This is a genomic window from Dyella sp. (assembly GCF_035503745.1).
In the GTDB taxonomy this organism is placed as follows: Bacteria; Pseudomonadota; Gammaproteobacteria; order Xanthomonadales; family Rhodanobacteraceae; genus Dyella_B.
The window spans coordinates 19,878-32,928 of sequence record NZ_DATJTC010000002.1 but is presented as its reverse complement, the minus strand read 5'-3'; the positions used below and the strand labels follow the sequence as shown (position 1 = coordinate 32,928).

The window sequence follows — 13,051 nt, the reverse complement described above, 5'->3', positions numbered from 1 at the left end:
ATGCAAGCGTGACCGCTATGCGCGCTTGGCGGCGCACGCCTTGTGCCGGAAGCAATCCACCAGATGATCGTTGACCATGCCGGTGGCCTGCATGAAGGCGTAGCAGATGGTGGTGCCGACAAAGCGGAAGCCGCGCTTTTTCAGATCCTTGCTCATGCGATCGGACAGCGGCGTGCTGGCCGGCACCTCGCCCTTCGCGCGCCAGCGGTTCTGCACCGGCTTGCCCTGGACGAAAGACCACAGATACGCATCGAGACTGCCGAACTCCTCGATGACCTGCAGCGCCGCCTTCGCATTGCCGCGCGCCGAGGTCATCTTCAGGCGGTTGCGGATCAGGCCGGGATCGAGCAGCAACTTTTCCAGCTCGCGATCCTTCATTGCCGCAACGCGCGCGATGTCGAAATTGTGGAAAGCGCCCCGATAATTGTCGCGCTTGTGCAACACCGTACGCCACGAAAGCCCCGCCTGCGCACCTTCCAGGCACAGAAATTCGAACAGCATGCGATCGTCGTGCAGCGGCACGCCCCATTCGGCGTCGTGATACGCCTGCATCAACTCCCCATCGGCCGCCCAATGACAACGTATGCGTGTGGTCACCGCAACTCTCCCCTTTTGGCAATCTCAAATAAAATCTCGCCCATAATTTCCCCAACCGCTCGTCGATAGGCTCTGAAATCATCGTCGTCACAGGTCTCTTGAACCCCTCGAACGGACTCATTCAGTTTTGCATTTATCTCAAGCATCAGAGCGCTAATTTCACTCTCCGCTATCTTATTTTTGATCATAACCTCTTCTCGAAATTGAGTTATGGGGATAAGCCACGTGTTTATTGCGAGCTGCACTTGCGTTCGAGAATGGGACTCTCCTTGCAGGGGAACAGACATCCCGACAGTCACATTTAACAAAGGGACCAGACCAGATGACAGCGACAGCATGAAACGCTGGGAAACCTCAGGTTCTGACTCCTTTGTTCTCGTTGTTCTTGTCGCGAAAACCGAACGGTGTAGGAGCGCTTTGCGGCTACCTAATGACCACATCAGAGACCGGGAGTAGGACCAGCACCGCGAAGACAGCGGCACTGACGAGAGAGATTATTAAGAACGCGCTGGCGACCTTTGCACGCCTAACGCCTCCTTTAGACTTTATGAATAAAAGCATTGTGACCGCGATAATGGTTGCCAATGAAAAATATGAATAAACGCCAAGTCGGCCGAAGCTAACCAGATGCGGCTGCACTTCTCCTGTTTTATACGCCATGATCGCGACGTGATAGAGCTGACCAAAAGTGTAAGCACATTGAACTGCCGCGACGAACGCGACAGCGGTCAGGAAAATGGATATCAGCCCACCCCTCAATGTCGGTGACATATGCGCCATTTTCCTGGTGGTACGACCAATTTTCCGTAGCAGGTCACGAGTGTTCCAAGCGGCTGATCAAAGGGCAACAGCCAAGACCCAGGGATGAGCGATCTTGCGCCTTATCGGCAATCGTCGTTGTCATCGTGCGGCCGAGAAAATTTTCAATGTTTTTATAGAGAGTGTTGCTGTATGAATTTCTGCTCACCGTAATGCACCGATCGCAACGGTTTTCCGTGGCACGACCGCTTATGGTGTTCGGGCAGTCCTAGTAAGCGCCGTAGCATTTCCACGCTTTGGCACTTTCCCTGTACACACATTGGTTCGTACCGGGACCCGTATAAGAAAACGATAGCTCATAACCGTTATCGACTTGTCGATACTTAAACGGCGTTACTTTTCTATCTGGCGTGGTAGCTACCAACCTATCGCCGGCAATGAACTTTGGAACTAGCTGATTCAACGAAGAGGGATAGGCATCATTGACCTGATGATACGCGTCAAGTGCTTTAATCACAGGTGCAGCGGCTGCATAGCCGCTCTTTGCCTTGACGCCATCTCCAGGTGCGACACATGCAGAAAAAATCACGACACCGGATATCAGAAAATTCTTCACAATGTTCATTGTTTGCACTCGCATGAACCTTCGATTAAACGTGGCTTGGTTTACATCTCCACTCCGTTAGCTTCGAATACACATAGCTCTGCCACATCTGTGCTTGTGCTTCATAATTACCGTTCTTATACCTAGCTTAGAACTGAGCAAGGTTGGCGGCCGGATTATTTATTGACCGGTCATAGGAATGCGGATCACTGTCGCCGGCCGAACTGGCCCAGCAGTTTGATGTGCATCGGGTCGGCTTGCGGGAAGCGTCCCGACGCCGAGTCGTAATAGCGTGCGCCGTTGTATTCGAGCCCGGTCTCTGCGTAAGCTCCCCCAGTTCCTGGACACACAGCAAGTAGAACTTTCTGGCATCTTTTCCGCTAGGAGGTTCCATGAAGAAATCCAAATTCAGCGAGGCGCAGATCGTCTCGATTCTCAAGCAGGGTGATGCCGGTGTACCGGTAAAGGATTTGTGCCGGCAGGCGGGGATCAGCTCGGCGACGTACTACCAGTGGAAATCGAAGTACGGGGGCATGGACGCTTCGGACCTGAAACGGGTCAAGGAGCTGGAAGCGGAGAACGCCAAGCTCAAGCGAATGTATGCCGAGCTGGCGCTGGACAATGCGGCGATGAAGGACCTGATCGCAAAAAAATTGTAGGGCCGGCGCAGAAGCGCGAGGCGGTGCGTTTTCTCGTTGAGGTGCATGCACGCCCCTTGCGCCGGTCCTGCGACTGCGTCGGCCTGTCCCGCGCGGCGTGGTACGCGCCGCCATTGGATTGGACGGTGCGGGACGCTGAGGTTATCGCGGCATTGTCCAAGTTGATCGAGGCCAAGCCTAGCCGCGGCTTCGACAAGTGTTGCCAGATCCTTGAAAGAACCCATCCGCAATGGAACCACAAGCGTATTTACCGGGTGTACTGTGACATGAAACTCAACCTGCGCCGGGCCGCGACGCGGCGCTTGCCCAAGCGTGAACGTGTGCCCTTGTACGTGCCGGAGCGCCCGGACATGGTGTGGTCGGCCGACTTTATGCTGGATGCCCTGATCTGCGGGCGCCCATTGCGTACCTTCAACATCGTCGATGACTTTAATCGCGAGGCTGTGCATATCGAGATCGATACCTCGATCACGTCGGCACGCTTGGTGCGCATCTTCGAGCGTATCGCCCAGGAGCGTGCGTTGCCTCAAGTGCTACGAACGGACAACGTGCTAACTCTGGAGTCAAGTACGTAATCAGGTTACAGCAATGCGCAGCCGCTTTTAGCGTCTGTTGGACAACTACCGCAACCTTCATCCGCGATGTCCCATGGGCTTCCACGTCGTCAAGGTCTCCTAATCTAACCATAGTGAACACGAGGTCCGAAGCGGCCTCGAACGTGCCTAAAACAGCATGGAGAACCCGTGGAAGGTCCGAGCATTATCTACAGGATCCTAAGCGGTCCCAACGGCCCTACTGAGCGGGATCGATCCACGGGGTAAAGCGGTCTCGAAGTAACAGCGGTAAAGGGTCTGATGCTTGACTAATCCATAAGCGACGCGCGCCATTTTGGCAGCGACGGCGGTGAGCGCCTTACGTTTTCGATCAGCATTTTTCGGGTCATTTTGGATATAGCGCTCATACTTGTTTCGGAAGCTGTTTTCACGCATCCGCACAGCGATAGTGGCCGCAAACCAAAAGGCAAAACGGAGTCTCGCATTGCCTCGTTTGGACAAGCGCTCCTGACCGCGGCGTTCGCCTGATTGAGACTTGGCCAGGTCCAGTCCGCAGTACTTGAGAAATTGTCGATGATGAGCAAAGCGACGCATGTCGCCGGCCTCAGCCAAGATGGTCAACGCGATGACTGGTCCCACGCCTGGGAGAGAACACAGGACGTCATAATCGGGGTTGCCATTCAAAAGTTGATGGGCTTGTGCGGACAAAGCGTCGCGCTGCTCAATCAGTACTTGGTATCGCTCAAGTTGAAGGCGAAAGGTCGTGATCGCCAGTGAGTCCTCAGCAACGGGTAAACCGATACTGTGGCCTGCACAATCGTACAATTCGCTTAGCCACGTTGTCTTATTCACCTTTCTTCCCACCAGTTCCCAGGCTTGTTGCCGGAAGGTTTCGCGGTCGAGTCGATGAACCGAAGCGGCAGTGGGAAACCGGAGCAGGAAGCGAACAAACCAATCTGCATGAGACGTGTTGAAGTAGCGCTCCATCTCGGGAAAATACAGTGGAAGGTAATGGGTTAGAAGGCTGTGCTGCAGCCGTGTGCGAGCAAGGCTAATCTGGTAATACGTTTTGGACAGCTCCTGCAAGCCATGATGCCCCGCTACGAGTGGATCGACATAACGCATCGTCATCCCCTGCTTGAGCAAGGCCATGATCACGCTTGCGTCCTTGGGATCGTTCTTGTCCCACGAGTTGAACATGGCCTCTCGATAGCGAGCCCCGGCAATCGATGAAACGAGGAAAACGTCAAAACCTTCATCAACCAGCCGATAGGCCAAAGTGCGGTGACAGTCACCAGTCGGCTCCATGGCGACCCGGATGGGCTGAGGTAATGAGTGGAGCAATGCGACCAATGCTTGGTGATCTTCAGATGAACTAGCCATCCTAAAACGTCGGCGCTTCTCATCCGGCACTTCGATCAACACCGCATGGTGGCGTTTGGCGATATCAATCGCCACCCAGGTGGCAACGGGCGTAGCATCAGTAGGGGCAGTCATCGTCGTTGAACTCCTAAGGCGTGTGAGAACCCTCAGGATGATCTCAATGACGGTGACTGCCCATCTGCTAACCATACTTCCAGATGTACTATGGGCCGGAGTTCCTTGGCGAAGTGTTCACGCAATGGGCCAAGGCGCATGGCATGGCCATCCGGTACACCCAGCCGGGAAAGCCGAACCAGAACGCTTACATCGAACGCTTCAACCGCACCTATCGTGAAGAGGTGCTCGATCAATACCTTTTCACCCGTCTCGACGACGTGCGCGAGGCCACGTGGCAGTTCCTCATCGACTACAACGAGCAACGTCCCCATGATGCACTCGGCGCTATGACGCCGGCCGAATATCGCGATCACTACGCCAAAAGTTCTACTTCTGAAATGTCCGCTTGACGGGGGAGCTTACGTCTGCATCGAAGTATTGCCCCCGGGAATCGGATGTTCCAAAACAAAAAAGCGCCCGTATGGCGCTTTTTTTTCAGCACCCTGTGGCGCGATCATTTGGCAACGAATTGGACAGAACCATCAGATCCAAGACCAAAACCAAGCACCAAATATGTAATACCACTAGTTAGCTTTAATGCCTTTGTTCTTTCAATGAAACCCGCAGGGACTTGGCCATAATTGACTTTTGACAACTCTTTTCCCGTGCCAGGAGGAAGATCGAATGCCCAGACGGGATGCTTATAGTCCCACTGCCCGGCGTCATTCTTCTTGACTACGGAGAACGAGTTGATTTCAACGCTTTCACCAAGTAGGCCATGGCTTGTCCTTTTGATTACAAAAGAGGGTGCTTGACCTTGTGACTGAGATACCACGATAGCGAATCGAGATGAGAGCCCGCAAAGTAAGACGACAAATAACAGGGCAACGCAGACCTTTGAAATGAACTTCATCAATCGTCCCTCTCTTAATTGTGGTTCATGCCAAGGCCCATAGGACCAAGCAAATTTTCAAATCCGCTCAGATCAGGAGTTCCTTGATGCAAGGCAACGAAGTAGTCATGGACTATCGCAGCTTGCTGCTCGTATCGGTAATCAGTGAAGCATTTGTGTTCTGTCAGCGAGTAGTCGTAGACATGCTTGCCATACTTCCACGTTTCTCTCATGGCTTTTCCGTATGTGTAGCCCGGTTCATTTTGGTGCTGAAAAATGTGTGTCACTTCGTGTGCAAGCCACGCCTGATCACTCAAGTCACCCTGTGAGAAGTCCGGCAGGTACTGCGATGATGGAAAGTGAATCGTGTTGTTTATCGTTACGGCATCACCGTTAGCCAGTGGTATGGCTGCGCGAAAATCACCATCTGTGCCCGATTCGATATCGACCTGCGAAAAATTTACTGTATTGTTGAAAATCGGAGTAAGCATCGCAACTTCACCGGCGGTCAATGGGCGGAGACCGAGAGAGTCAAATGTACTCAGTGGGTCACTGATGGCATATGCGTACGTACTTAGACCACCATTCAGACCAAACGGATCACTTTGCACGTACCGCCCAGTGCTTGAGTCGTAATCACGATTGACGTTGTAACTGAGCCCCGTTTCGGCGTCGAAATACTGCCCTGGGAACCCAAGGTTATAGACATAACCGCTACTCGTCGGCGCTACTTCGTTCCACGGATTACCCTGGTAGGCATTCTGCCACTCGGTGTTTCCGGAACTGTCTGCAATGGCGCGTGGCGTGCCTAACTGGTCGGCGGTGACGTAAGCGATCGTGCTTGTGCCATTGGCCGTGTCCACGTTGGCCACCGGAATGCCATCCATCCAGATATAGTCCCGGTTGGTAGCACCGTATTCGGCAAGTATCCCACTGCCTTCGTTGTAGTCGTAACGCTCGGCGTTGCTGCCGGCAACCTTCTGGATGCGCTGGTTCAGCGCGTTGTAGGTGTAGTTGGCAACCGTGCTCCCACCCAGTTGCGCGGTGCTCATGCGGTTGCGGTCGTTGTACCCAAAGCCATACGTGCTGCCGGCTTCGCTGATCGCCGTGGTGTTGCCGTCCGCATCGACCGTTCGTGTGGCGTTGCCCGTGGCAATGAGTTGATGCGTGTTCGGGGTGTAGCTGTAGGTGCCGGTAGCGAGGCCGCTGCCGGTCTTGGTCAGGCGATCACCCGTTTGGTTGTAGGTGACGCTTTCCAGCGTCGTGCCGTTGGCCTCCGTCACCGCCGTGAGGCGGTATAGCGGGTCGTAGCTATAGGTCTCCGTCGCCGGGCTGGCGCCGGGGCTGTTGCCGATGGCCGTGATGTCGCCCATCGCATCGCGTGCCACGTGCAGGGTGAACGCGGGGCTGGTGAGGTCCGTCAGCCGGTAGTTGGCGTCGTAGGTGCGGGCGATCTGCTGGCCGTTGCCCAGGGTGTAGCCGCTGACCGGGCCAAAGGGCTGGTAGGTGACCGCGCTCACCGCCGTGCCGGCGCTGCCGCTGGGCGGCGTCACGCTGATGCCGGTGATGCGCCCATCGCCATCCCGGCTGTAGCTGACCAGGGTGCTGTCGGGGTAGACGATGCCGCTGAGGCGGCCGGCGTTGGTGAGGGCGTAGCCGGTGGTGTCGGTGCCGGCGCTGGTGATCTGTTGTTTCTGGATCACGTTGCCGCGGGCGTCGTAGCAGTAGACGGTGGTGACGGCGCTTTCGATGATCCGCGTCAACCGGCCGACCGGATCGCTGGTGCTGCAGCCGGTGGTGCCGTTGGGATCGTCGTAGCTGTAGGTAACGTTCTGCGTGCTGTCGGGGTAGCGGGTGCTGACAAGCCGATCCAGTGCGTCGTAGGTGTTGCTGGCGGTGATGCCCTTGGCGTCGGTCCGTGTCAGCACATTCCCGGCGGCATCGAAGGTGCGACTGGTCGTGCCCGTATCGGGGCTCACCTGGCCGGTGGCGTCGCTGAGGCCGTCGTAGCTGTAGGTGGTGGCGAGGTTGCTGGGGTCGGTGACCTGGGTGAGGCGGTCCAGGCTGTCGTAGCTGTACTGGGTGGTGGTGTTCTTCGTTGCAGGGTCGCTGCCGTTGTAGTTGTCCAGGGTCTGCACCAGGCGGTTCAGGGCGTCGTAGCCCAATTGGCGCGCGATGCCCAGGCCGTCGCTGCTCTGGATCAGGTTGCCGTTGGCGTCGTAGCTGCCCGTGGCGCTGGCGTTGAACACGGTGTGGCTAAGCCCATCGACCACGCTGGTGAGCTGGCCCAGGGTGTTGAAGGTGCGGGTGAGGCTTTGGTGCAAGGTGCCCGACGAGTCATAGACCTGTTCGGCGGTTTTGTCGCCGGCGGCATCCAGGGTGTACTGGATGGTGTTGCCCAGGGCATCGGTGATGGTGGTCAGGCGATGGGCGGCATCGTAGCCGTAGGTGGTGGTGACGCCATCGGGATCGGTGACGGTTTGCACGGCCCCGTAGGCGGTATAGGTGAAGCGAGTGGTGGCCCCGCCCACCGTGCGCGAGGCGAGCCAGCCGCGCGGGGTGTAGGTGAGATCGGTGTTGACGCCGTTGGCGTCGGTGAGGCGGGTGATGCGGCCGTCGGCGTCGTAGGAGGCGATGGTGGTGACGTGGCCCAGGGCGTCGGTGACCTGGTAGAGATCGCCGGGCTGGTAGCAGGCGGCGCCGGGCGTGCCGCAACCCGTCGTGCTGCTGCTGGTGTAGTAGCTGTAGCTCGTCGTCTGGGTGAGATCGGTACGGGGGCCGGTGGCGGTGAGCATCAGGCCCACCAGCGGGCAGTTACTTCCGACGGCGGTGCAGTAGGTGTAGGTGCGGCGGCGCACGCCGGCCGGCACCGCGCCGGTGTTCGAGCAGCTGTAGCCGCTATCGGCGCTGTTGGCCGGGTCGATGTCGCAGCGGGCCAGGGTCTGGCCGGTGGCGTTGTAGACCCATTGCGTGTTGCTCACTGTGTTGCCGTTGGCATCGAGCACGGTGCGCGTCAGCGGTACGCGCAGTGTGGTGTTCCAGGTGAAGTTGGTGGTGCGCTGGGCCGGAGATCCGGACGCGTCGATCTGTTGATCGAGCAGGCCGTTGACGTCGTAGGTGGTGGTAGTGACGTTGCCGTTGAAGTCCGTGGCACTCGCTGGATTGCCATTGGCGTCATACGTACGCGCCGCCGCCGTCTGATCACAACCCGGTCCGCAAGGCTGGCTCACTGACGCGATCTGCGCTCGGCCATAGGGGGTTGCAAATCCAATCGTGGTTTGGACTCCGCTCGGATAGGTAACGGCAGACGTTCCATCCGAGTTGTAAGCCACCTGAGTGAGATTGGCTATGCCTCCTATCTGCGACGACATGGCACGACCCTGGCTGTCGTAGTGGATGTCCACATAGCGTTGCCCCGCCTCATCAATAATGCCCGTCAAAAGATTCGGTGACCCCGATGGGGCATTGCCACTTTCGTCGTACTTGTAGACGCGCGTACGGCCATCCGGATAGGTCACTTGAGTCAAGTTTCCAGACGTGTCGTATGCATACGCAAGCGTGCCGCCGTCAGGCAGGGTGATCTGCGTGATCTGGCTACTGGCGTTGTAAACGAACTGGAGCTGTCGCCCGCTGGGTGCCGTGACGGTAATCAATAACCCGGCCATCGGTGCGATGGTCGTGGGTGTCGTCCCATCGCTATACGTCAGTGTTGTAACTTGACCGCTCAGATCAACGATCGAGGTTAGCGCGCCGCCTGCGTTGTAATTTTCGTATTGCTGCGTCTGGGCATCGAAATATGTCCAGCTTTGAACCTGGCCTAGGGCATTGTCGCTCTCAGTGAGCGTATCGCTGACATCTGGATCAGCGGCCCACACCCCATTGACCTTCTGGAAGGCAAACTCTTTCCCATCGGGTCGAAAAACAGTCGCGACAGGGGTGGTGCTGGTCTGATATTGAATGCTGCGGTCGTAATTATCCAGCCACTGCGCGCCGATGTTGGTCGGGGTAATCGAATTGCTGCTGTTGTAGTAGCGTTCGAACCGTAGAGAGTCACTGGATGAGTAATCCTTTTGATCCTCGTATTCGTTACCGGTACCCAGATTGATGGGGTCACCCGCTACGCTACAGGAGCAGCCATTGTTCTTGCTTGGGCTAAACGTAGGAGCGCACCAGAAGTACCAACCCGCCCAACCACCATCGTCATGATTTGGCTCGGAATAAACCGTATAGGCATAGCTGTAATTTACGCCTTCAAATGGCTTGCCTAGACAAGGTGGACTAGGCGGAGAAGATCCGCGAACCACATCCTCGCACGTGTAGTAGTAAGGTGGACTCAGAGGTCCGTGCGAATTCAACCACGCAACAAACCCATTACACGCTGCATATGCCTCACCTTGAGTCTCATACGTACCAGATTGATCGGCGGCATGCGCGTTTATCGAAATGGCGCTGCAAGAAACAGCCAACAGCGCACCGAGAATCAGTCCAAAAATACGAGTCATTTGATATCCCTGTCAGTTCGTGTCATTGGAGTTGTCGATGGTTTGCACAAGCGATTGATCACGTCGCAACCTAACTGCCGTTGGATACCTAATCCGCCCATGCCCTGCACCTGGTTGCCGTCCGCGTCGCAACTGCCGCTCGCACTGGCGTTGAATAAAGCGTGGATCGAGCCATTGAACGACCAGGCTGCCCTAGGTACTCGGAACCCCTCAAAGTCCAAACCTGCCTTCATACTTTAACGGAGTCAGCGCGCGAACCGCGCAGATAGCAAGGTTTGATGAGCGTCCAATGCGTCACGGCCTGCATGTCTTGCACGCAGTTTTCATATTGACCTTCGAAGCTGTAGAAGCATCCGTAGGGTGAAATGCAGGAAGCACTGTCCGCCATGACGGATGCCGGGTGGCTGATGGCTACTAACGCAAGCGCGAGCAATGCGCCTAAGCGCTGGAAACCTGGGCCGGGGATTCTTGATCGCTGACGGGTGGCAGCGTTGCCCCGAACATTCCATGCCCAACCCAGACACATCCGCAGGATGCACCGAACCAAATCCATTTGCTTGTCCTTCCCACCCCTTGCGATGTCGGGAAACGTAAGCACCAACTTGTGAAGGAATCGTGATAAGTAGCCTACAGGGCGACCGTTACGATATTTCTGGCGCGGATATAAGGGTTTTCCTACAAGAGCGGCCTTGGAAAGAGGGTCAAAGGATACGCACCACGCTCAGTGGCAAGACCGCGCCGTCATCGCTGGATCGGATGAATCGACAGCTCCGTACCGACCGTCTCAACCGATTGATGCCATGATTCCTACGACTACGCGCTGGCCAAGCCCATCAACGGACTCTACAAAGCGGAGCCGCCCCTCGACGCTCTTGGCGCAGGCTCCAGCCAAACCAGCCAGGGACAGTTGTTTGGATAATCCCGCGCCTACACGGTCGGTTGAAAGTAACGCACCGCTAAAACGTGCTCGCCGGGCGATGCGACGCACCATTACCAGGGCAGCGCATCAAGATCGACATTGCCGCCGGTAAGTACCAGCCCCACGCGTTTGCCGGCGAAACGTTCGCGCTGCTTGAGCACGGCGGCGAATACCGTGGCGCTCGACACTTCCACCACGATCTTCAAGGCCTGCCATAGCTGGCGCATTGCGGCGACGGTTTCCTCGTCGCTTACGGTGATGACGCTGACGCCATGCTCGCGCAGCGCTTGCAGGTTCGGTTCGCCGACGAAAGCGCGCAGGCCGTCGCACATCGTGTCCGGCGTGAAGCTGTCGATGCGCGCGCCGCGCGCCAGCGATTGCGCGGTATCGGCCGCGCCGGCCGGTTCCGCACCGTAGATCGCGATGGATGGCTGCAAACCGTGCGCGGCAATGGCGCAGCCGGCGGAGAGGCCGCCACCGCCGATCGGCGTGACCAGGGCATCGAGGCTTGCGCACTGGTGCAGCAGCTCCAGCACCAGCGTGCCCTGCCCGGCCATGACGCGCGCATCGGCATAGGGATGCACCATGATCGCTCCCGTGGCCTGCTGCACCTGGGCCGCCTTGGCTTCGCGCGCGGCGATGGTGGGGGCGCAGCGATGCAGGATCGCGCCCGCGCGCTCGATCGCTTCGAGCTTGGCGCGCACGGCGCCTTCGGGCACCACCACATGTGCGGGAATGCCGCGCGTCGCCGCCGCCAGCGCGAGTGCGTTGCCGTGATTGCCGGACGAGTGCGTCACCACGCCATGGGCGGCCTCTTCATCGCTCAACGACCACACCGCGTTGCACGCGCCGCGGAATTTGAACGCACCGCCGCGCTGCAGGTTTTCGCATTTGAAGTGCAGCTGGGCACCGGCCACGGCATCGAGTTCATCGCTGCGCAACACCGGTGTCAGGGTGGCGTAGGGCGCGATCCGCGCGGCGGCATCGCGAATGTGCTGGAGCGTGGGTAGCGATGCGCTCATGCCGGGTCGATCTCCACGCCGCAGCGAAACAGCCGCTCCGCGCCCGGTTCCAGGCGGACGGCGCTGGCGCAATCGGCACGGTTGAAGGCGTCGGACATGCTTTCCATCGGCTCCAGCGCCACCGCACGGCGCGCGTCGCGCGTCACCGTATCGGCGGTGAACACCAGCATGACGCCGCTCTCTTGCCATACATGGATGCGCATGCCGCTGACCGGGTCGCGCAGGCTGGTGCGCGCGCGGCCATCGGCATCTTTGGCGAGATTCGCGTAGGCGTGGTTGATGTCGGTGGCACCGATCGGCCTGGCGCGACGGAAGTCCAGTTCGCGCGGCGCTTCGTCGAGCGGTTGATACGCTTGCGCGCCCGGCAGCGGAATGAAATCGCCATCGGTGCGCACCAGCGTCGTGGCAGGAACCGTAAGCTCCCACGCATCGATGCCCTGATCGCCCAGCCGGAAATACGGATGCCAGCCGAAGAAACACGGTGCCGCGGTTTGGCCGACGTTGCGCAGGTGCGCCTGGAGAGTAAGTCCGCTGGCATCGAGCGTATAGGTCACCAGCACATCGACCGCAAACGGATAGCCGTCGAACTTGCCGGGCCGGATCACCGAGGTGGCGAAGGTGACATGCGCGCCCGATTCGTCCGCATGCTTGTGCGCGACGTCGAAATCCACGCCGCGCACGAAACCGTGCCGGGCGGCGCGTTGCGCGCCTTCCACCCCCGGCTGCAGGTCGTAGTCACGGCCATCGAAGCGGTAGCGCGCATCGGCGATGCGATTGGCGAACGGCGCCATGATGGCGAAGCGCGAGCTGGGGCGGCTTTCCAGCTCGGCACTGTCCCGATAACCGTCCGCAAGCTGGCGCACGCCCCCGTCCACCGCCTGCTCCAGACCGATCAGGACGGCGCCGCGGCGCGCCAGGCGGACGCAGCGACCACGCTTAATGTCGCGCAAAACGAGTATTTCGTGCGCGCCCAGCTGGTCCGACTCGATGCTGAATACGGTCATGCGCTTGTCCCGACGGGAAAAACCCGCATGTTAGCCTGATCCAACTTTGCCTTGTCCACG

Annotated in this window: 8 protein-coding genes and 2 pseudogenes; 2 read left to right on the top strand and 8 right to left on the bottom strand. The window is 58.1% G+C overall.

The window, feature by feature from the left end:
• Positions 1 to 15 precede the first annotated feature (15 nt).
• The 3 genes from VME63_RS00335 to VME63_RS00325 all read right to left on the bottom strand — a co-directional run bounded on the left by VME63_RS00335 (position 16) and on the right by VME63_RS00325 (position 1,981).
• Complete coding sequence (locus VME63_RS00335; protein ID WP_325429080.1) at positions 16 to 597, bottom strand: DNA-3-methyladenine glycosylase I; 582 nt, start codon at positions 595 to 597, stop codon at positions 16 to 18.
• The gene (locus tag VME63_RS00330; RefSeq protein WP_325429078.1) at positions 594 to 785 is read right to left on the bottom strand and encodes a hypothetical protein; all 192 of its coding nucleotides are present in this window, start codon (positions 783 to 785) and stop codon (positions 594 to 596) included. Before VME63_RS00330 ends, VME63_RS00335 begins: the two co-directional genes overlap by 4 nt.
• An 839-nt stretch (positions 786 to 1,624) precedes the next feature.
• On the bottom strand, positions 1,625 to 1,981 hold the full coding sequence (locus tag VME63_RS00325; protein WP_325429076.1) for a hypothetical protein: 357 nt from the start codon (positions 1,979 to 1,981) through the stop codon (positions 1,625 to 1,627).
• Positions 1,982 to 2,352: 371 nt separating this feature from the next.
• On the opposite strand from VME63_RS00325, the pseudogene VME63_RS00320 reads away from it, so the two are divergent.
• Positions 2,353 to 3,113 (top strand): annotated as a pseudogene (locus VME63_RS00320) (transposase); the annotation flags it as partial.
• 279 nt (positions 3,114 to 3,392) lie between these two features.
• Here VME63_RS00320 and VME63_RS00315 read toward each other — a convergent pair.
• Positions 3,393 to 4,670, bottom strand: coding sequence for an IS110 family transposase (locus tag VME63_RS00315; protein ID WP_325429074.1), 1,278 nt, complete (start codon positions 4,668 to 4,670; stop codon positions 3,393 to 3,395).
• A gap of 100 nt (positions 4,671 to 4,770) precedes the next feature.
• On the opposite strand from VME63_RS00315, the pseudogene VME63_RS00310 reads away from it, so the two are divergent.
• A pseudogene (locus VME63_RS00310) lies at positions 4,771 to 5,062 on the top strand (integrase core domain-containing protein); the annotation flags it as partial.
• A 104-nt stretch (positions 5,063 to 5,166) separates the two neighbouring features.
• On the opposite strand, the gene VME63_RS00305 reads toward VME63_RS00310, so the two are convergent.
• The 4 genes from VME63_RS00305 to VME63_RS00290 form a co-directional block, all read right to left on the bottom strand.
• Positions 5,167 to 5,565 (bottom strand): hypothetical protein, encoded by a 399-nt coding sequence (locus VME63_RS00305; RefSeq protein WP_325429072.1) that lies wholly within the window; start codon positions 5,563 to 5,565, stop codon positions 5,167 to 5,169.
• 14 nt (positions 5,566 to 5,579) lie between these two features.
• On the bottom strand, positions 5,580 to 10,046 hold the full coding sequence (locus VME63_RS00300) for an RHS repeat-associated core domain-containing protein (protein ID WP_325429070.1): 4,467 nt from the start codon (positions 10,044 to 10,046) through the stop codon (positions 5,580 to 5,582).
• A 990-nt stretch (positions 10,047 to 11,036) separates the two neighbouring features.
• On the bottom strand, positions 11,037 to 11,987 hold the full coding sequence (locus VME63_RS00295; RefSeq protein ID WP_325429068.1) for a pyridoxal-phosphate dependent enzyme: 951 nt from the start codon (positions 11,985 to 11,987) through the stop codon (positions 11,037 to 11,039).
• The gene (locus VME63_RS00290; RefSeq protein ID WP_325429066.1) at positions 11,984 to 12,991 is read right to left on the bottom strand and encodes an aldose epimerase; all 1,008 of its coding nucleotides are present in this window, start codon (positions 12,989 to 12,991) and stop codon (positions 11,984 to 11,986) included. Before VME63_RS00290 ends, VME63_RS00295 begins: the two co-directional genes overlap by 4 nt.
• Positions 12,992 to 13,051 lie beyond the last annotated feature (60 nt).

Coding starts and splice junctions, on each gene's coding strand:
- VME63_RS00330 (WP_325429078.1), bottom strand. CDS start 785: ATGATCAAAAATAAGATAGCGGAGAGTGAAATTAGCGCTCTGATGCTT.
- VME63_RS00325 (WP_325429076.1), bottom strand. CDS start 1,981: ATGAACATTGTGAAGAATTTTCTGATATCCGGTGTCGTGATTTTTTCT.
- VME63_RS00315 (WP_325429074.1), bottom strand. CDS start 4,670: ATGACTGCCCCTACTGATGCTACGCCCGTTGCCACCTGGGTGGCGATT.
- VME63_RS00305 (WP_325429072.1), bottom strand. CDS start 5,565: ATGAAGTTCATTTCAAAGGTCTGCGTTGCCCTGTTATTTGTCGTCTTA.
- VME63_RS00300 (WP_325429070.1), bottom strand. CDS start 10,046: ATGACTCGTATTTTTGGACTGATTCTCGGTGCGCTGTTGGCTGTTTCT.
- VME63_RS00295 (WP_325429068.1), bottom strand. CDS start 11,987: ATGAGCGCATCGCTACCCACGCTCCAGCACATTCGCGATGCCGCCGCG.
- VME63_RS00290 (WP_325429066.1), bottom strand. CDS start 12,991: ATGACCGTATTCAGCATCGAGTCGGACCAGCTGGGCGCGCACGAAATA.